The sequence below is a fragment of the Solilutibacter pythonis genome (assembly GCF_003697345.1).
GTDB classification, from domain to species: domain Bacteria; phylum Pseudomonadota; class Gammaproteobacteria; order Xanthomonadales; family Xanthomonadaceae; genus Solilutibacter; species Solilutibacter pythonis.
This window is the reverse complement of record NZ_RFLY01000006.1, coordinates 20918-38369: the sequence shown is the minus strand read 5'-3', so window position 1 is coordinate 38369 and position 17452 is coordinate 20918. Positions and strand designations below refer to the sequence as shown.

15 protein-coding genes are annotated in these 17452 nt (G+C 66.5%); 12 read left to right on the top strand and 3 right to left on the bottom strand.

Annotated features, from left to right (window positions below; genetic code table 11):
• Window positions 1-40: 40 nt before the first annotated feature.
• From EBB59_RS05255 to EBB59_RS05230, 6 genes are all read left to right on the top strand, one after another.
• Window positions 41-2233, top strand: a complete 2193-nt coding sequence (locus tag EBB59_RS05255; protein ID WP_122101102.1) for a RelA/SpoT family protein — start codon at window positions 41-43, stop codon at window positions 2231-2233.
• A 46-nt stretch (window positions 2234-2279) separates the two neighbouring features.
• Window positions 2280-2663 carry a RidA family protein gene (locus EBB59_RS05250; RefSeq protein ID WP_122101234.1) on the top strand — a complete coding sequence of 128 codons (384 nt, stop codon included), beginning with the start codon at window positions 2280-2282 and terminating at the stop codon, window positions 2661-2663.
• Between the two features lie 2 nt (window positions 2664-2665).
• Window positions 2666-4783, top strand: a complete 2118-nt coding sequence (gene recG, locus EBB59_RS05245) for an ATP-dependent DNA helicase RecG (protein ID WP_122101101.1) — start codon at window positions 2666-2668, stop codon at window positions 4781-4783.
• Window positions 4784-4832: 49 nt separating this feature from the next.
• On the top strand, window positions 4833-5078 hold the full coding sequence (locus EBB59_RS05240; RefSeq protein WP_122101100.1) for a helix-hairpin-helix domain-containing protein: 246 nt from the start codon (window positions 4833-4835) through the stop codon (window positions 5076-5078).
• On the top strand, window positions 5075-6007 hold the full coding sequence (locus EBB59_RS05235) for a nucleoside hydrolase (RefSeq protein WP_122101099.1): 933 nt from the start codon (window positions 5075-5077) through the stop codon (window positions 6005-6007). Before EBB59_RS05240 ends, EBB59_RS05235 begins: the two co-directional genes overlap by 4 nt.
• An 88-nt stretch (window positions 6008-6095) precedes the next feature.
• Window positions 6096-6338: a type B 50S ribosomal protein L31 gene (locus EBB59_RS05230; RefSeq protein WP_122101098.1), complete on the top strand. Its 243-nt coding sequence runs from the start codon at window positions 6096-6098 to the stop codon at window positions 6336-6338.
• A gap of 98 nt (window positions 6339-6436) precedes the next feature.
• Here EBB59_RS05230 and EBB59_RS05225 read toward each other — a convergent pair whose 3' ends face one another.
• Entirely contained in the window at window positions 6437-7264 is an 828-nt protein-coding gene (locus EBB59_RS05225; RefSeq protein WP_147455511.1) for an alpha/beta fold hydrolase, read from the bottom strand.
• Between the two features lie 213 nt (window positions 7265-7477).
• Here EBB59_RS05225 and EBB59_RS05220 point away from each other — a divergent pair, with 213 nt between their 5' ends.
• Window positions 7478-8767, top strand: a complete 1290-nt coding sequence (locus EBB59_RS05220; protein WP_122101096.1) for a citrate synthase — start codon at window positions 7478-7480, stop codon at window positions 8765-8767.
• Window positions 8768-8991: 224 nt separating this feature from the next.
• Here the strand turns inward: EBB59_RS05220 and EBB59_RS05215 are convergent, their stop codons facing one another.
• Both EBB59_RS05215 and EBB59_RS05210 read right to left on the bottom strand, forming a co-directional pair.
• Window positions 8992-9669 carry a hypothetical protein gene (locus tag EBB59_RS05215; protein WP_122101233.1) on the bottom strand — a complete coding sequence of 226 codons (678 nt, stop codon included), beginning with the start codon at window positions 9667-9669 and terminating at the stop codon, window positions 8992-8994.
• 114 nt (window positions 9670-9783) lie between these two features.
• Window positions 9784-12264: a penicillin-binding protein 1A gene (locus EBB59_RS05210; protein WP_122101095.1), complete on the bottom strand. Its 2481-nt coding sequence runs from the start codon at window positions 12262-12264 to the stop codon at window positions 9784-9786.
• A 213-nt stretch (window positions 12265-12477) separates the two neighbouring features.
• Here EBB59_RS05210 and EBB59_RS05205 point away from each other — a divergent pair, with 213 nt between their 5' ends.
• From EBB59_RS05205 to EBB59_RS05185, 5 genes are read left to right on the top strand one after another with little or no spacing between them, the layout of a single operon-like run.
• Window positions 12478-13536 (top strand): pilus assembly protein PilM, encoded by a 1059-nt coding sequence (locus EBB59_RS05205; RefSeq protein WP_245979075.1) that lies wholly within the window; start codon window positions 12478-12480, stop codon window positions 13534-13536.
• Window positions 13536-14294, top strand: a complete 759-nt coding sequence (locus EBB59_RS05200) for a PilN domain-containing protein (RefSeq protein WP_122101093.1) — start codon at window positions 13536-13538, stop codon at window positions 14292-14294. Before EBB59_RS05205 ends, EBB59_RS05200 begins: the two co-directional genes overlap by 1 nt.
• Window positions 14291-14935: a type IV pilus inner membrane component PilO gene (locus EBB59_RS05195; protein ID WP_122101092.1), complete on the top strand. Its 645-nt coding sequence runs from the start codon at window positions 14291-14293 to the stop codon at window positions 14933-14935. The genes EBB59_RS05200 and EBB59_RS05195 overlap by 4 nt, the downstream gene beginning before the upstream one ends.
• On the top strand, window positions 14932-15462 hold the full coding sequence (locus EBB59_RS05190; protein ID WP_122101091.1) for a pilus assembly protein PilP: 531 nt from the start codon (window positions 14932-14934) through the stop codon (window positions 15460-15462). Before EBB59_RS05195 ends, EBB59_RS05190 begins: the two co-directional genes overlap by 4 nt.
• Complete coding sequence (locus tag EBB59_RS05185) at window positions 15462-17339, top strand: type IV pilus secretin PilQ (protein WP_425451796.1); 1878 nt, start codon at window positions 15462-15464, stop codon at window positions 17337-17339. Before EBB59_RS05190 ends, EBB59_RS05185 begins: the two co-directional genes overlap by 1 nt.
• Window positions 17340-17452: the final 113 nt, after the last annotated feature.

Sequence of the window (17452 nt, the reverse complement as noted above, 5' to 3'; positions counted from 1 at the left end):
CGGACTTCACGAATCGTCCCGCAACGCTTAGTCTGCCCGGATGAAATCACCCGTTTCCGGCCCGCCTGCGCCCGCGTCGGCCACGTCCGAGGGCGCGTTGCCACCCGGCTACGTGCAGTCGCTGCTGGCCGCCGCGCACTATCTGCCCGAGGACGAACGTCGCCAACTGGTGCGCGCCTGGGAAGTGGGGGCCGCCGCGCACGTCGGGCAGACGCGCAAGTCCGGCGAGCCCTACATCACCCACCCGGTGGCGGTGGCCGAAGTGCTGGCCGAGCAGCGGATGGACTTCAAAGCGCTGGCCGCGGCGATCCTGCACGACACCATCGAAGACACGCCGCTCAAGCGCGACGCCATCGCCGCCGAGTTCGGCGAGACCGTGGCCGAGCTGGTCGAGGGCGTCACCAAGCTGGACAAGCTGAAGTTCCGCGACCGCCAGGAGGCCGCCGCCGAATCCTTCCGCAAGATGATGCTGGCGATGTCGCGCGACCTCCGCGTCATCCTCATCAAACTGGCCGACCGCCTGCACAACATGCGCACGCTGGGCGCGCAGGGCGGCGAGGCGAGACGCCGCATCGCGCGGGAAACGCTGGACATCTACGCGCCGATCGCCCAGCGCCTGGGCATGAATCTGGTCAAGGGCGAATTGCAGGACCTGAGTTTCAAGGCGCTCTATCCGTGGCGCTACGCCGCATTGGCCAAGCGTATCCGCGAGCAGCCGGTGGTGCGGCGCGAGGCGATGATCCAGATCGAGGCGCAACTGGCGCAGAAACTGGCGAAGGAAGGGTTGCGACACCGGCTGGTGGGGCGGGTGAAATCGCCGTGGAGCATCTACCGCAAGATGCGCGACGAGCAGAAATCGCTGGAACAGGTGCTGGACGTGTTCGGTTTCCGGGTGATCGTCGGGAGCGTGGCCGATTGCTATCACGCGCTGGGCGTGGTGCATTCGGTCTTCAAACCGCTGGATGGACGTTTCCGCGATTTCATCGCCATCCCCAAGGCCAACGGCTATCAGTCCTTGCACACGGTGCTGTTCGGCCCTTACGGCGCGCCGGTCGAGGTGCAGATCCGCACCGAGGAAATGGATCTGCTGGCCGAACGCGGCATCGCCGCGCACTGGACTTACAAGCAAGGCGGCGAGGCGACCAGCCCGTTGACCCGCGCCAGTAGTTGGCTCACCGAGCTCATGGAAAGCCAGAAGGCGACCGGCTCCTCGCTGGAATTTCTGGAAAACGTCAAGGTCGATCTCTATCCCGACGAGGTCTACGTGTTCACGCCGAAGGGGCGCATCCTCTCGTTGCCGCGCAATTCCACCGCGCTGGATTTCGCCTACGCGGTGCATACCGATGTCGGCAATCACGCGGTGACGGCGCGCGTGGACGGCCGGTTGATGCCGCTGCGCAGCAAGCTGGCGAGCGGCCAGACCATCGAGATCGTCATCGCCCGGACTTCCACGCCCAAGCCGCAGTGGCTGGAGTTCGTCGCCTCCGGCAAGGCGCGCACCGCGATTCGCCAGCAGTTGAAGCAGATCGAGCACGAGGATGCGGTGCATCTCGGCCACCGCATGCTGGAGGCGGCGCTGGAATCCCACGATAGCGGGTTGGAGCGTTTGCCGAAGGGCCGGCTCGACAAATACCTGGGCGAGCAGCGCTATCCGCGGCTGGAGGCGCTGCTGGCCGACATCGCGCTCGGCAACCGCATGCCGATGCTGGTGGCGCAGTGGCTGGTGGCCGGCGAGGACGACGGCCAGCCCGCCACCCGCGGCCAGCCGCACGAAGCGCTGGCCGCGCTCGGCCGCGACCGCATCCTGATCACCGGCGCCGAGCGCGGCGTGATCAGCTTCGCCCAGTGCTGTCAGCCGATCCCCGGCGACGACATCATGGGCTTCCACGCCGCCGGCAAGGGCGTCGTGGTGCACCGCATGGCCTGCCCCAACCTGGCCGAGTACCGGCGCGCGCCCGAACGCTGGGTGGAGATCGGCTGGGATCGCCAGGTATCGGGCGATTACGCTTCCAGCCTACGAGTGGACGTGGACAACCGCCCGGGCGTGCTGGCGCAGGTGGCGGCGGCGATCGCGCAGGCGGAATCGAATATCGACAGCGTCGATTATCTGGAGCGCGACGGCTCGGTCTCACTGATTCGTTTCGGTATCGAGGTGCACGACGTCCGCCATCTGGAAGAGGTCATCCGCCGCGTCCGCCGCCTGCAAGTGGTGCATGAGGTGGCGCGGCTCTGAGCCAGGGCGCGCCCCTACAATGGCCTTTTCCATCGAGGAGACCGCCATGCCCCGCAGCCCGATCCACACCGACCTCGCGCCCGCCGCCATTGGCCCGTATTCGCAGGCGGTGAAGTCCGGCCAACTGGTGTTCCTGTCCGGCCAGATTCCGCTCGATCCGGCCACTGGCGAAGTGGTGGCGGGCGGCATCGAGGCGCAGGCGCGCCGGGCTTTCGACAACCTCAAGGCGGTCTGCGAAGCGGCTGGCGGCGGCTTCGACGATATCCAGCGCCTCGGCCTGTACCTCACCGACCTTTCGCAGTTCGCCGCGGTCAACGCGGTGATGGGCGAATACTTCAGCGCGCCGTATCCCACGCGTTCGACTATCGAAGTGTCGGCCCTGCCGAAGGGCGTGATGTTCGAAGTGGACGCGATCCTCGTCACCCCGTAAGCATGGCGCGCAAGGCCCGTCCGGTGCCGGCGATCGCCGGTGGCGACACGCCGCTGGCGGCGCTGCCGGGCGTCGGCCCGCAGACGGCGGAGAAACTCGCCGCGCGCGGGTTGGCGCGGCTGGCCGACCTGTGGCTGTGGCTGCCGCGCGAGTACGAGGACCGCACCCGCCTGACGCCCATCGCCGCGCTGGCGCCGGGCGTGGCCGCGCAGGTGGAGGGGCGCATCCTCGCCACTGAAACCGCGTTCCGCTTCCGGCCGATGCTGAGGGTGGCGATCGGTGACGATTCGCATGGCGCGCTGACTTTGCGCTTCTTCCATTTTCGCGGCCAGCAGGCCAATGCGTTCCGCGCCGGCGCGCGCATCCGCGTCTATGGCACGCCGCGTCCCGGCCAACTCGGCCTGGAGATGGTCCATCCCAGTTATCGTCTGCTGGGCGATGGCGAGGCGCCGCTGGGCGAGGCGCTGACGCCGGTGTATCCGACGATCGAGGGGATCGGCCCACAGACCTTGGCGAGGATGATCGAACGCGCGTTGGCCGCGTTGCCGGACGAGGATGCGCTGGAACTGCTGCCCGCCCACTGGCTCGAAGCATTGAAACTGCCCCCGCTGGGCGAGGCCGTGCGCCTGCTGCACCGGCCGCCGGTCGAGGTCGATCTCGGTCTGTTGCAATCGGGGCGTCACCCCGCGCAGCGGCGGCTGGCGCTGGAGGAAATGCTGGCCCATCACCTGTCGCTGCGGCGACAGCGTATCGCCTTGCAGGCGCATGCGGCGTCGCCATTGCCCGCGCGCGGCGAAGGCGCGGCGAAGTTGCTCGCGGCCCTGCCATTCCGGTTGACCGCCGCGCAGGCGCGCGTATTCGCCGAAGTGGAGCGCGATCTGGCCCGGGCGAAACCGATGCTGCGGCTGGTGCAGGGCGATGTCGGCTCGGGCAAGACCGTGGTCGCGGCGCTTGCCGCCATGCGCGCGCTCGATGCCGGCCATCAGGCCGCGTTGATGGCGCCGACCGAACTGCTGGCCGAGCAGCATTTCGCCAATCTGCGTGGCTGGCTGGCGCCGCTCGGCGTGCGCATCGCCTGGCTGGCCGGCAAGGTCACCGGCAAGGCGCGCGTGGCGGTGCTGGCCGAGGTGGCGGGTGGCCAGGCGCGGCTGGTCATCGGCACCCATGCGCTGATGCAGGAAGGCGTCGAATTTGCCGATCTGGCACTGGCCATCATCGATGAACAGCACCGCTTCGGCGTGCAGCAGCGCCTGGCGCTGAAGGAAAAAGGCGGGGGAGGCGGCCGCGTGCCGCATCAGTTGGTGATGACCGCGACCCCGATCCCGCGCACCCTGGCGATGGCCGCCTACGCCGACCTGGATGTCTCGGTGATCGACGAACTGCCGCCCGGACGCACGCCGGTGCAGACCGTGGCGATTTCCGCCGAGCGCCGGCCCGAACTGATCGCGCGTATTCGCGCGGCGATCGCCGAAGGCCGACAGGCGTATTGGGTCTGCACGCTGATCGAGGAGCGGCAGGACGGCGCGCAGCGGATCGAAGCCCAGGCGGCGCGGACCGCCTTCGAGGATTTGCGCGCGGCGTTGCCGGACATCCGCATCGGGCTGGTGCATGGCCGCATGAAGCCGAAGGAGAAACAGGCGGCGATGGCCGCGTTCAAGGCCGGCGAAACCGACCTGCTGGTGGCGACCACGGTGATCGAGGTCGGCGTGGACGTGCCCAACGCCTCGTTGATGATCATCGAGAACGCCGAGCGCCTCGGCCTCGCCCAACTGCACCAGCTGCGCGGGCGGGTGGGGCGCGGCAGCGTGCAGTCGAGCTGTGTGCTGCTGTACCAGCCGCCGCTCGGCCAACTCGCCCGGCAGCGGCTGGACACGCTGCGCCAGACCAATGATGGCTTCGTCATCGCCGAGAAGGATCTCGAACTGCGCGGCCCCGGCGAACTGCTCGGCACCCGCCAGACCGGCCTGGCCGAATTCCGTATCGCCGATCTCGCGCGCGACGCCGACCTGTTGCCGCGCGTGCAGTGCCTGGCGGAATCGCTGCTGGCGGAATCGCCAGGCGTCGCCGAGCGCATCGTGGCCCGCTGGATCGGTGGCGCGGCGCGTTATGCCTCGGCGTGAAGCCGTGAGTGGTTATGATCGGTCGTCCCACCGACAGGGTGCCGTCACGATGCCATTTCCCCCCGATCAACGCGAAGCCCTGCTGGCGCTGATGGGCGTCGGTCCCACCGTCGTCGCCCGGTTGGAGCAGATGGGCTTTGGCTCGCTGCGGGAATTGGCCGCCGCCGAACCGGGCGATGTCCTCGCCGGCGGCGCGGCGCTGACCGGATCGAGTTGCTGGAAGAACAGCCCGCGGGCGCGCGCCGCCATCGTCGCCGCCATCGAACTTGCCAGGAAGGAAACCCACGCCGCATGACCGACCGCATCCCGCTGCTCATCGACACCGACCCCGGCGTCGATGACGCGCTCGCCCTCCTAATGGCCTTCGACGACCCTGCCCACGAAGTGGTCGGCTTGACCATCGCCGCTGGCAACGTCGGTCTGAAGCACACCGTCGCCAACGCGCTGAAACTTTGCGAGGTCGCCGGCCGCGACGATGTGCCGGTGTTCGCCGGCTGCCCGGCGCCGCTGCTGCATCCCGCGCCCGATGCCGCCGACGTCCATGGCGCCGACGGCTTCGGCGATGCCGGCTACACGCCGGCCGCGCGCGCCGCAGAGCGCGAGCACGCCGCCCTGGCCATCGTCCGCCTCTCGCATGCGCATGCCGGCCGGTTGCTGCTGGTCGCGCTGGGGCCGCTGACCAACTTGGCGCTGGCGCTCAAGCTCGACCCGTCGCTGCCATCGCGCATCGCCCGGCTGGTGGTGATGGGCGGCGCGGTCAATGGCCGGGGCAACATCACCCCGTTCGCCGAATTCAACACCCATTTCGATCCCGAGGCCGCGCACATCGTGTTCGAAGCCTTCGTCAGCTTCGATCTCGCCGATTGGGAAGCGACGCTGGCGCACGGCTTCCTGCATTCGGATGTCGATGCCTGGTGCCGCGCCGACTCGCCGCGCGCGCGCTTCTACGACGCGATCTCGCGGCAGACCCGCGCCTGGGCCGGTCAGCGGCGTGGCGAGCGCTGGCACAGCGCCGATTCCCTGGCGATGGCCTATGCGCTGGCACCGGGGGCGGCGGAGACCTCGCGCCACCACCTGCGAGTGGCGCTGGATGGCCCCGCGCGCGGCATGACCCTGGTGGACTGGCAGGGCAGGCAGCCGTGCCCCGCCAATGCGCGCATCCTGTCGGGCTACCCGCAGGCGGATTTCGATGCCCGGGTGGCGCGCGCGCTGGCCGCCGGCTGAGGCGCGCGCTTCGCGGGAGGCGTCGCTTGCATTTGCCGGACGGGGGCGGCTATGATGTCCGGCTCATTCCCAGCGACACCGGTGCCCCATGAAGGCCGACATCCATCCCGAATACCGCGAAGTCGTTTTCCACGACGTGACCTCGGACTTCAAGTTCCTGACCCGCTCGACCCTTGCCAGCAAGGACACCGTCAAGTGGGATGACGGCAACGAGTACCCGCTGGTCAAGGTGGAAATCTCTTCCGCCTCGCATCCGTTCTACACCGGCCAGAATCGCGTCGTCGATACCGCCGGGCGCATCGACAAGTTCAAGAAGCGCTACGCCAAGTAAGCGGCAAACCCCGCATCGGGCCACAGCTGTGGTCCGGTGTGTAGTTGCTTGCCGGGCTGGCGCTGCTGGCTTACCTCGCTGCTGTTGAATGGATTGATTCAGTCCTCATCCTCGAGCGCCCAGAGTTGGATTTGACGAAACAACGCCGCACGGGTTTCTGCGGTAATGAAGTGGCCACCGTGTTCGACCCGATGCAGGCGGACGTCATGCAATTTTCGGTAGAACGCCTCGGCCGAGGCGAAGCTCACGCTCTCATCATTCACCGCATGCCAGGCATCGGTACTGAAACCGTGATGAAAAGGGTCGAAGCCCCAATCGTTGGCGATTCGTTGCATATCGTTGATCCCGCCAAGACCGTCATGCGCCAGGGTCTCCACTAGCGCATGGCCGAGCCATTCGCGTTCGGCAGGCTCTATGCCTTCGATGGAATCCGTATCGAAAGCGTGCAGGAATTGGCACAACTCCTCGATCAATGCCGTGGTCGGTGTGTGGGCATAATGCTGCCATAGCGCGCTTTCACGCGTGCTCAAGGCGCTGGCGACGTCCGTATCGGTGATGGCCGGCACCGCGCTCAACAGCCACAGGCGGCCGATGCGGGCATCGGCGGCAGCCAGCACGCAAGCATAAGGAGCGCCCCCGGAAATCCCAAGCGCTGCCACGCGGTGGATACCACGTGTGGCGAAGACATCGGTGAGCAGGGCTTCCATCACCTGGGGCCAGAACATCAAGTTTTTTTCCGCGACCGGCGTTGACGCGCCGTAACCGGGGCGCGCCGGTACGATGAACTGCACGCCGCTTTCCTCCGCGTCGTGCGCCCAGTTGTCGGGCAGCCGCGCACTGCCGATAGTGCCGTGGTGATAAACGACGCCGGGTGCGCCCGGCTTGCCATACACTTGGTATTCAAGGACATGGGGCTCGCCGCTCAAGCGGTAACTCAGTTTCATTTGCGGAAACTTTCCTGCTGGCATGCTGATGGGGAGTATTTCACTTTCCAAGCCTGAGGCAATGTCAGAGCGCTTGACCGGATATCGGCTTGGCTCGCGGAACTGTTCCGCAGTATGCGATAATGCTGCGTTGCGTCACGTTCGGCCTGAGCGCCCCTTCGCTGCGTCGTTGGCCGCCAAACGAGGAATTTCCCCATGTCCAATCTCAAAGAAGCCGGCCTGAGCGCCGGCGACAAGCGCCTCACCATGCCGGTGCTTGAGCCGACGCTCGGCCAGCCGTGCATCGACATCGCCAAGCTGCCATCGACGACCGGCTGCTTCACCTACGATAACGGCTTCACCGCCACCGCCAGTTGCAAGTCGGCGATCACCTACATCGACGGCGACCAGGGCGTGCTGATGTACCGCGGCTACCCGATCGAACAACTGGCCGAAAAATCCAGCTTCCTGGAAGTGGCCTACCTGCTGATGAACGGCGACTTGCCGAAGCAGGATGAATTCGCCCGTTTCGAGCGTGAAGTCACTGAGCACACCATGCTGAACGAGAAGTTCAAGCAGTTCGTGGAAGGCTTCCGTTACGACGCCCATCCGATGGCGATGCTGATGGGCATGCTGGGTTCGATGGCCAGCTTCTACCACAACGATCACGACTACGAAGACCCGGAACAGCGCCGGCTAGCCGCGATCCGCCTGCTCGCCAAGGTACCGACCATCGCCGCGCTGTGCTATCGCCACCGCATCGGCTGGCCAAGCGCCTATCCGCGCAACGACCTGGAATACGTCAACCGCTTCCTGCACATGATGTTCGAGGTGCCGAGCGAGCCACTTCGGATTTCGCCGGTGGCGGCCAAGGCGCTAGACCTGCTGTTCATCCTGCACGCCGATCACGAGCAGAACGCCTCCACTTCGACCATGCGCTTGGTCGGTTCCACCGGCGCCAACCCGTATGCCTGCACCGCCGCCAGCGTGGCCGCGCTGTGGGGCCCGGCGCACGGCGGCGCCAACGAGGCGGTGTTGAAGATGCTGGAGGAAATCGGCAGCCCGGCCAACGTGCAGTCGGCGGTCGACAAGGCCAAGGACAAGACGTCCGGCTTCCGCCTGATGGGCTTTGGCCACCGCGTCTACAAGAACTTCGACCCGCGCGCGAAGATCATTCGCGAGATGACCTACAAGGTGCTGAACGATCTCGGCATCGACGACCCGCTGCTGGACGTGGCGATGAAGCTGGAGGAAGCCGCGCTGAAGGACGATTACTTCGTCCAGCGCAAGCTCTATCCGAACGTCGATTTCTACAGCGGCATCATCTACAAGGCGCTGAAGATCCCGACCGAGATGTTCACCGTGATGTTCGCCATGGCCCGCACCGCAGGCTGGATCAGCCACTGGCTGGAGCAGCAGAACGACCCGGAAAACAAGATCGGTCGCCCGCGTCAGGTCTATACCGGCAGCGCCGGCCGCGATTACGTGGCGATGGACAAGCGCTGATTCCGGCGCCCCTGCGACATCGAACGCCCCGCAGCGATGCGGGGCGTTTCGTTTTTGCGGGGCGGGTGTGGCTCAGCGCCGGGGTGGATGCGGCTCAGCGTCGGGGTGGATGCGGCTCAGCGTCGGGGCGGATGCGGTTCAGCGCCGGGTGGATGCGGCTCAGCGTCGGGTGGATGCGGCTCAGCGTCGGGGTGGATGCGGTTCAGTGCCGGGGCGGATGCGGTTCAGCGCCGGGGTGGCGGCGGGATCGGTGGCAGGGCGTTTTCGTATTCGCGGCACTCGTTTTCGGCCAGCAGCCTCCGCAACTGCGTATTGGAGGCGCGCGCCATCGGTTTCTCGTCCACTGCCGAGAGCGGCGCCTGGCGCAGTGCGCGCATCGGCAGCACGCTGAGGTCGAAGCTCTCCTCGTCGGCGGAGAACAGCCAGACGTCGACATCGAGGCTTCTATCGCGGTCGAGCCGGATACGGCGCATCCGCGATTCCGCCGGGATGCCGGATTCCAGCAGGAGGGCGGCGACCTGCTGCGGATCGTCGGCGTGCAGATGCAGCGAGACAGGCGAATGGGCGTCGCCGCCGCCATCGAGCGCGGCGCCGACCAAGCGCGGGTGGAACCGGGCGAAGAACGCCATCGCGCGCAGGGCGGCCAGGCGTCGTTGTCGCAGGCGATCGGCCTGAGTGGCGGCATCGCCGAACAGGCGGCGGTATTCGCGCAGCGCTTCCTCGATCTCGCGGTTGCGCGGCAGCGAAGCGTCTTCGAGGATGCCCAGCCGCAGGGCGGCCTTGCGTTTGGCCTGGCGGAAGTCGCGGATGCCGCTTTCGGCCATGAGCCGGGCGGCTTCGTGGGCCAGCCGGCGGCGGCGTTCGCGGGTGCGGGTCTCGGCGTGTTGGCGCGCGCGGTGCATGGCCATCGTCCCCCATTGAGTCGCGGGGGACTTTAGCTCATCGGTGCGAATTTCGGATGAAGGTGGCGCGGCGCGCGTCCGGCCTGTCGCCTCGGGGCGGGCGCGCAGTGCGGGTCAGAAGATGTCGTAGGTGTCTTCGGCCGGTTCGGCCAGGCTGTCGTCGGGCGCGTCGTGATCGACTTGCGTTTCCAATTTCTCCAGATCCTCGGCCTTGATCCATTCGACGATCCCGCCGGCGCCGCCCGGGATCAACTGGCCGCCGGCGCTGACGCTGACCTTGACCATGCCCTCCGGCGGCGCCAGCGGGCGCACCGGCTGGCCTTCCAATGCCGCCTTCATATAGCTGATCCAGATCGGCAGCGCGGCCTTGCCGCCGTATTCGCGGTAGCCCAGTGATTTGAAGTCGTCGCGGCCAACCCAGACCACGGTGACGTAGGGGCCGCCGTAGCCGGTGAACCAGGCGTCGCGGTGGTCGTTGGTGGAGCCGGTCTTGCCGCCGATGTCCTCGCGCTTGAGCACGCGCGCGGCGGTGGCGGTGCCGCGCTTGACCACGTCGGCCATCATCGACTGGATCTGATAGGCCACGCGCGCGTCGATCGCGCGCGGGGCGATCACGCCGCCTTCCGGCAACGCGGTCGGTTTGGCGGCCTGGCTGGCGACGGCGGCTGGTTTGGCCGGCGCGGCGGCGCCGAAGTTGAAGCCATCGACCACTTCCGGCCTGGCCGGCGTGTTGCCGTCACCGCTCCCGGCGGCGTGGCCGCCGCAGCCACGGCAGGCGGTCGGCGGGTTCTCCTTGAAGACGATCTTGCCGTCGCGGTCCTTCACCTCGTCGATGAACCAGGTGTTGACCCGCGAGCCGCCGTTGGCGAATACCGCATAGCCGCGCGCGACCGACAGTGGCGTGAGCGAGGCGGTGCCAAGCGACATCGACAGGTTTGGCGGCATTTCCTTTTCATCGAAACCGAAGTGACTGATGTAGCGGCGGGCGTAATCGACGCCGATCGCGTCGAGCAGACGCACCGACACCAAATTGCGCGACCACACCAGGGCCTCGCGCAGGCGTACCGGGCCGGCGAAGCGGCCGCCGTCGTTCTGCGGCCGCCAGACCTTGCCGTTGCCCTGGCGAAAGACAACCGGCGCGTCCTGCACGATCGAGGCGGGGTTGAAGCCACGTTCGAGCGAGGCGGCGTAAATGAAGGGTTTGAAGCTGGAACCGGGCTGGCGCCTGGCCTGGGTGGCGCGGTTGAACTTGTTGCCGGCGAAGCTGTAGCCGCCGACCAGCGCCACCAGTGCGCCGTTGTCGGGGTCGAGCGAGACCAGGGTGGCCTGGGCGCGCGGCAACTGGTCGACCTTCCACTCGCCGTCTTTTCCCGGCTTGCGGATGCGGGCGAGATCGCCGCGCTTGTAGAGCTGTGACGGCGACTTGCCCGGCCAGGGCCGGCCGGCGGCGGCGGGCAGGACGATGCGCTGGCCCTCGCGGTCGATCACGGTCGCGCTACCGTCGCCGCCGGTTTCGACCACGACCGCCGGGACGCTGCCGGCCTGCGGCGGGATAGCGGCGAGGCGCGCGGCGATGGCCGCATCGGTTTCGCCTGGCGCCAGGTCGAAGCGCCGTTCGACCTTGTTGAAACCGTGGCGACGGTCGTAGATGCGTAGACCGGCGATGACCGCGCCGTCGGCGGCGGCTTGCAGGGCGGGATCGATGGTGGTGGTGACGTGGTAGCCGCGGGTCAGGGCGGCCTCGCCGTAACGGGCGATCATCTCCTGCCGTACCATCTCGGCCACGTAGGGGGCGTATACCTCGACCGGGCGCTCGTGCGGCGCGGCGTGCATCGGCTCGGCCGCCGCGGCATCGGCCTCGGCCTGGCCGATCATCCCCAGTTGCACCATGCGCGGGAGGATGTAGTCGTTGCGGCGCTCGCGGTTGCGCGCCGGGTTGGTCAGCGGATTGGCGCTGGAGGGGAACTTGGGCGTCGCCACCAGGGTGGCGATTTCGCCCAGCGTCAGTTGGTCGAGGGTCTTGCCGTAGTAGTACTCGGCCGCCGCGGCGATGCCGTAGGAGCGGTGGCCGAAGAAGCTCTTGTTGAGGTAAAGCTCGAAGATCTCGTCCTTCGACATCTCCTGCTCGATCTTTCGCGCCAGCAGCATCTGCGCGAGCTTGGCGTCGTAGTCGCGCTTCTGGCCCTCCTGGTAGAACATCTTGGCGACCTGCATGGTGATGGTCGAGCCGCCGGGGATGCGGCGGTCGCTGGTGGTCGCCATGAGCCAGACCGCGCGGGCGATGCCCTTGAAATCGATGCCTTCGTGCTTGTAGAAATCAGCGTCCTCGGCGGCGAGGAAGGCGTCCTTGACCGGCTTCGGCACGCTCTCGATGTCGATCGGGTAGCGGCGGCCCTCGCCGAAGAGGGCGATCAGGCGGCCATCCTTCGCGTACACCTGCAAAGGCTCCTGCAATTCGGTGCTGCGCAGCGTCTGGACATCGGGCAGGCCGGATGAAATCCTGGCATGGATCGTGGCGCCCACGGCCGCGCCCAACAGGCCAAGAACCACGACCCCGACCAGGGTCCAGCGCAGCAAACGGCGAAAAAAGGACATGAAACGAGGAATCCTCGAACCGATCAGGCAGACGGTGAAGTATAGTGCGCGGTAGGGGGGATCAGGGCTGGCCGTGAAGTTCCGATTGGTTCGAGAAAACGGCCAGAACCGATTGATTGTTTTGGTGCAGGGTATTGCGTCGGTGTAAAGATTCCGTTATGAATGTCGATTGAGCATGGCCGTCCCGGCCGTGTTCATGGGGAGGAAGGCTGCGTGAGATTCGTCAGAAATACACAAACGGCGCTGGTAGGCGTCGATATCAGTTCGACCGCGGTGAAGCTGCTCCAGCTCGCGCGCGTCGGAGAGCGTTACCGTGTTGAGCACTATGCCGTGGAGCCCTTGCCCCCCAATGCGGTGGTCGAGAAGAACGTGGTCGAGCTGGAGCAGGTGGCCGAGGCCATCCGCCGCGCGTTCGCCCGTTCCGGCAGCAAGGTCAAGTTCGCGGCGGCGGCGGTGGCCGGCTCCTCGGTCATCACCAAGCTGATCCCGATGCCGGGCGACCTCAGCGAGGAAGAGCTGGAGGCCCAGGTCGAGCTGGAGGCCGCCAATTACATCCCTTACCCGATCGAGGAAGTGAGCATCGATTTCCAGCCGGTCGGCCCGTTGCCGGGAACGCCGGACATGCAGCAGGTGCTGCTGGTCGCGGCGCGCTCGGAAGACGTGGAGACCCGCCAGTCGGTACTGGAAATCGCCGGGCTGAAGGCCAAGGTGATGGACGTCGAGGCATTCGCGATCGAAAACGCCTTCGCACTGATGCGCCCAGCGATGAACCTGCCGGCCGGTGGCCTGGTGGCGCTGGTGGACATCGGCGCTTCGATGACCACCCTCAGCATCCTGCGCGATGGGCGCAGCCTGTACGCCCGCGAGCAGGTGTTCGGCGGCCGGCAGCTGACCGAGGAGATCATGCGCCGCTACGGCCTGACCTGGGAAGAAGCCGGTCGCGCCAAGCGGCTGGGCGGTCTGCCCGAAAGCTACGAGGCCGAGGTCCTGGAGCCGTTCCGCGAGACGCTGGCCCAGCAGGTGAGCCGCCTGTTGCAGTTCTACTACGCCAGCAGCGAATACAACCGCGTCGACCAGATCGTGCTCTCGGGCGGTTGCGCCTCCATTCCCGGTATCGCCCAGCAGGTCGAGGAGCAACTGGGCGTTTCCACCTTGCTGGCCAATCCGCTGGCGCAGATGACGCTTGGGCCGCGCGTGCAGGCGCAGGCGCTGGCCCAGGACGCCCCGGCCCTGATGATTGCCTGCGGCCTCGCGCTGAGGAGCTTCGACTGATGCTGAAGATCAATCTATTGCCGTGGCGCGAAGAGCGCCGCAAGCAGCGTGAGCAGACGTTCTACATGATGATCGGCGGCTCGGTGCTGGCCGCCGTCCTGGCGTCGCTGCTGGTCTGGTTCTGGTTCAACGGCCAGATTGCCGGCCAGCATGATCGCAATGCTTTCCTTGAGGCTGAGATCAAGAAGGTCGATGAGCAGATCAAGGACATCGAGGCCCTCAAGCAGAAGAAGGAAGCGCTGCTCAATCGCAAGCAGGTGATCGAGGAACTGCAAGGCAACCGCTTCCAGATGGTGCACTTGTTCGACGCATTGATGCGCACCGTGCCCGAGGGGCTGATGCTGACCGCCCTGAAGCAGGAGGGCGAGCAAATGACGCTGGAGGGGCGCGCGCAGTCGAATGCGCGGGTGGCCACCTACATGCGCAACCTTGAGGGAGCGGGCTGGATGAAGAATCCGGATGTCAACGTGATCGAGGCCAGCCAGGCGAAGGAGGGCGGCGCGGTCTCGCAACTGCCTTATGTCTTCACCATGCGGGTGACGCTGTCCAACCCAAGCGAGCCGCGTGATCCGAATGCGCCGCCGACACCCGATCCGGTACCGGTGCCGGCACCGGCCGATGCGCCCGCCGGCCCGCCGGCCGCGGTGGCGCCGATCACCCCGGCGCCCGCCGCGACCGATGCCGCGCCAGCAGCGGCCGCACCCGCCGAATCGCCCAAGCCCGAGCGGCCGGCCAGTGTCGAAACGGAGGCGAAATGAGCAAGCAGAATCTCAATCTCAACAACATCGGCAGTTGGCCGCGCAACATGCAGTGGGTGTTCTGCGGGCTTGCCGCGCTGATCATCCTGTTGCTGGCCTACCTGCTGTTGTTCAGCGGCAAGAAGGAAGAGCTCGAAGGGTTGGCGGCTCAGGAAGCCACCTTGCGTTCGACCTTCGAGGAGAAACAGGGGCAAGCCGCCAACCTGGAGCCGCTCAAGCAACAGATGGAGCAGATGGAGCAGGAACTGCAACAGATGCTGCGGCAACTGCCGAGCAAGACCGAGATGCCGGACATCATCGTCGATATCTCGCAGACCGCGCTGGCATCGGGTATCCGCAACGAGCTGTTTCAGCCGCAGCAGGAAATCGCCCGCGAGTTCTATGCCGAGAAGCCGATCCAGTTGCGTCTGGTGGGTAATTACCACCAGTTCGGCGCCTTCATGAGCGGCGTCGCCTCGTTGCCGCGCGTGGTGATCATGACCATGCACAACATCACCCTGACGCCGAAGGAGAAGAACGGCGCGCTGGCGTTGGAGGGGACGGTCAAGACCTACCGCTACCTGGACGAGAACGACCCCGAAGACAAGCAGGCGCTGGATGCCGCCGAGGCGGCGAAGAAAGAGGAGGCCGGGAAAAAATGAGGACTCGACCGATATCCTTCCTGGGCCTCGGCTGCGTCGTGCTGCTTTCCGCGGGGTGTGGGCGAGACATTACAGATAGCCCCGGTGACGCCCCCAATCTGGTCGAATGGGTTGCCCAGGTACGCGCCCGGCCGGCGCCGCCGCTGGAGCCGATTCCGGTGATCAAGCCGTTCGAGACTTTCCAGTTCGACGGCAGCGGCATCCGCGACCCGTTCGACCCCGAAGCGGTGGTGCAGAACGTGGGCGGCACGCGCCCGGATTCCGACCGCCGCCGCCAGCCGCTTGAGGCGTTTCCGCTCGACTCGCTCGACATGGTCGGCACCCTTGGCCGCGGTCGGGGCGTCGTGGGGCTGGTGATGGGGCCGGACAAGGTCACTTACCGGGTCTCGCCGGGCAACTATCTCGGCCAGAGCGATGGCCGGGTGGTGGCGGTGTACGAAGACCGTATCGAACTGATCGAACTGGTGTCCGATGGCGCTGGCGGCTGGCTGGAACGTCCGGCCACGATCACGCTGGAGAATCAATAATGAAAGGTAAGAACATGCCGTCCTATACGATCTCCCGTCCGTTGCGGACGGTTCTCGCGGGCCTGACCTGCGGGATGTTTGCCGCCTCGGCCAGTGCCGGCCAGCCCGTCACCGCGCCGCTGCCCGCCCCGCAGACGGTGGCGACGACGATGCCTGCCCCAGCCGCCGCACCGGCGGTCAGCAACATCGATTTCCGTCGCGGCACCGATGGCGCCGGCCGTCTGGTGGTGAGTTTCAGCGGCGAGGGCGCCGCGCCCGACCTGCGCAACCAAGGTTCGCAGGTGGTGGTCGATCTTGGCCAGGCGCAGTTGCCGGCCGCGCTCGCCAAGAACCTCGACGTGACCGACTTCGCCACCCCGGTGCGGCGGATCGAGTCCGGCGGTCGCCGGATCGTGCTCGACACCAGCGGCGCCTTCGAATCGATGGCCTACCAGCGTGGCCGCGAGTACATCGTCGAAATCCTGCCGCGCACGGAGCAGGTGGCGCAGGGCGCTCTGGCTTCGACCATCGCCAGCGCGGCGCAGAGCGCGGCGGCCAAGAGCGATGCCCGGGTCTATCGCGGCAAGCCGGTCAACTTCAATTTCCAGGACATCCCGGTGCGCCCGGTGTTGCAGCTCATCGCCGAGGAATCGGGGTTGAACATCGTGGCTTCGGACACGGTCGCCGGCAATATCACGCTGCGTCTGGTCAACGTGCCGTGGGATCAGGCGCTCGACCTGATCCTACAGGCCAAGGGGCTGGACAAGCGCCGCCAGGGCAACGTGATCTGGGTGGCGCCGCAGTCGGAGATATCCAAGTACGAGCAGGACAAGGAAGATGCTCGCATCGCCCTGGAAAACCGCCAGGATCTGACCACCGAATTCATCCGTATCAACTACCACAGCGCCGAAGCGATCTACAAAGCGCTGACCGAGGCTAAGGGCATTGGCGGTGGTTCGTCTCAGCCGGGTGGCGGCTCGGGCGGCAGCAATCAGGAAGGCAGCTTCCTGTCGCCGCGCGGGCGCCTGGTCGCCGACCAGCGCACCAATACCTTGATGATCAGCGACATCCCCAAGAAGGTCGAGGCGATGCGCCGGCTGATCAACGAGATCGACCGCCCGGTGGATCAGGTGGTGATCGAGGCGAGGATCGTGATCGCCACCGAATCGTTCGCTCGTGACCTTGGCGCGCGTTTTGGCGTCAGCGGGAGCAGAAAGGGCACCAACCAAGCGGGTATCGGCGGCAAGCTGCCGGGTTCGGGATCCACCTCGCGTCTGCCCGGCGGGCTCAATGTCGATTTGCCGGCCAGCCCTTCCACCGGCAGCGCGGCGGGCATCGCCTATACGCTGCTGGGGGCCAATTTCTCGTTGGACCTCGAGCTGACCGCCATGCAGCAGCAGCAGCGCGGTGAAGTACTCTCCAACCCGCGTATCCTCACCACCAACCAGCGCGAGGCGGTGATTCAGCAGGGTAAGGAAATCGGCTACGTCACCACGACTGCTTCCGCCGGCGGTGTGGCCATGCCGACGGTGCAGTTCAAGGACGTGCTGCTGGAACTGAAGGTCACGCCGACCATCACCAACGACGACCGGGTCTTCCTCAACATGTTCGTTACCAAGAACGAGGTGGACAGTTACCTCAACAGCAGCATCGGCCGGGTGCCGGTGATCGCCAAACGGCAGATCAACACGGCGGCGTTGATCGAGAACGGCCAGACGGTGGTCGTCGGCGGCGTATACGAATTCAAGGACACCGATTCGATACGCAAGGTGCCCTTCCTCGGCGACCTGCCGGTGCTCGGCAATCTGTTCAAGAACAAGAGTTTCGGAAACGAGAAAGCCGAGTTGCTGATCTTCGTCACCCCGAAGATCCTCAGGGTCCAGCAGCAGATGCACTGACCCTCGCTTGTCGACTGGAAACGGACGGGGCCTGCGGGCCTCGTTTCGTTTGCGCCGGGATCGAGGCTGAATGCCGCCTCGCGAGTTGAACCGATGCGGGGGAAAACGGTCAA

Coding starts and splice junctions, on each gene's coding strand:
- EBB59_RS05190 (WP_122101091.1), top strand. CDS start 14,932: ATGAGGACTCGACCGATATCCTTCCTGGGCCTCGGCTGCGTCGTGCTG.
- EBB59_RS05220 (WP_122101096.1), top strand. CDS start 7,478: ATGTCCAATCTCAAAGAAGCCGGCCTGAGCGCCGGCGACAAGCGCCTC.
- EBB59_RS05210 (WP_122101095.1), bottom strand. CDS start 12,264: ATGTCCTTTTTTCGCCGTTTGCTGCGCTGGACCCTGGTCGGGGTCGTG.
- EBB59_RS05255 (WP_122101102.1), top strand. CDS start 41: ATGAAATCACCCGTTTCCGGCCCGCCTGCGCCCGCGTCGGCCACGTCC.
- EBB59_RS05185 (WP_425451796.1), top strand. CDS start 15,462: ATGAAAGGTAAGAACATGCCGTCCTATACGATCTCCCGTCCGTTGCGG.
- recG (WP_122101101.1), top strand. CDS start 2,666: ATGGCGCGCAAGGCCCGTCCGGTGCCGGCGATCGCCGGTGGCGACACG.
- EBB59_RS05230 (WP_122101098.1), top strand. CDS start 6,096: ATGAAGGCCGACATCCATCCCGAATACCGCGAAGTCGTTTTCCACGAC.
- EBB59_RS05215 (WP_122101233.1), bottom strand. CDS start 9,669: ATGCACCGCGCGCGCCAACACGCCGAGACCCGCACCCGCGAACGCCGC.
- EBB59_RS05200 (WP_122101093.1), top strand. CDS start 13,536: ATGCTGAAGATCAATCTATTGCCGTGGCGCGAAGAGCGCCGCAAGCAG.
- EBB59_RS05250 (WP_122101234.1), top strand. CDS start 2,280: ATGCCCCGCAGCCCGATCCACACCGACCTCGCGCCCGCCGCCATTGGC.
- EBB59_RS05240 (WP_122101100.1), top strand. CDS start 4,833: ATGCCATTTCCCCCCGATCAACGCGAAGCCCTGCTGGCGCTGATGGGC.
- EBB59_RS05195 (WP_122101092.1), top strand. CDS start 14,291: ATGAGCAAGCAGAATCTCAATCTCAACAACATCGGCAGTTGGCCGCGC.
- EBB59_RS05235 (WP_122101099.1), top strand. CDS start 5,075: ATGACCGACCGCATCCCGCTGCTCATCGACACCGACCCCGGCGTCGAT.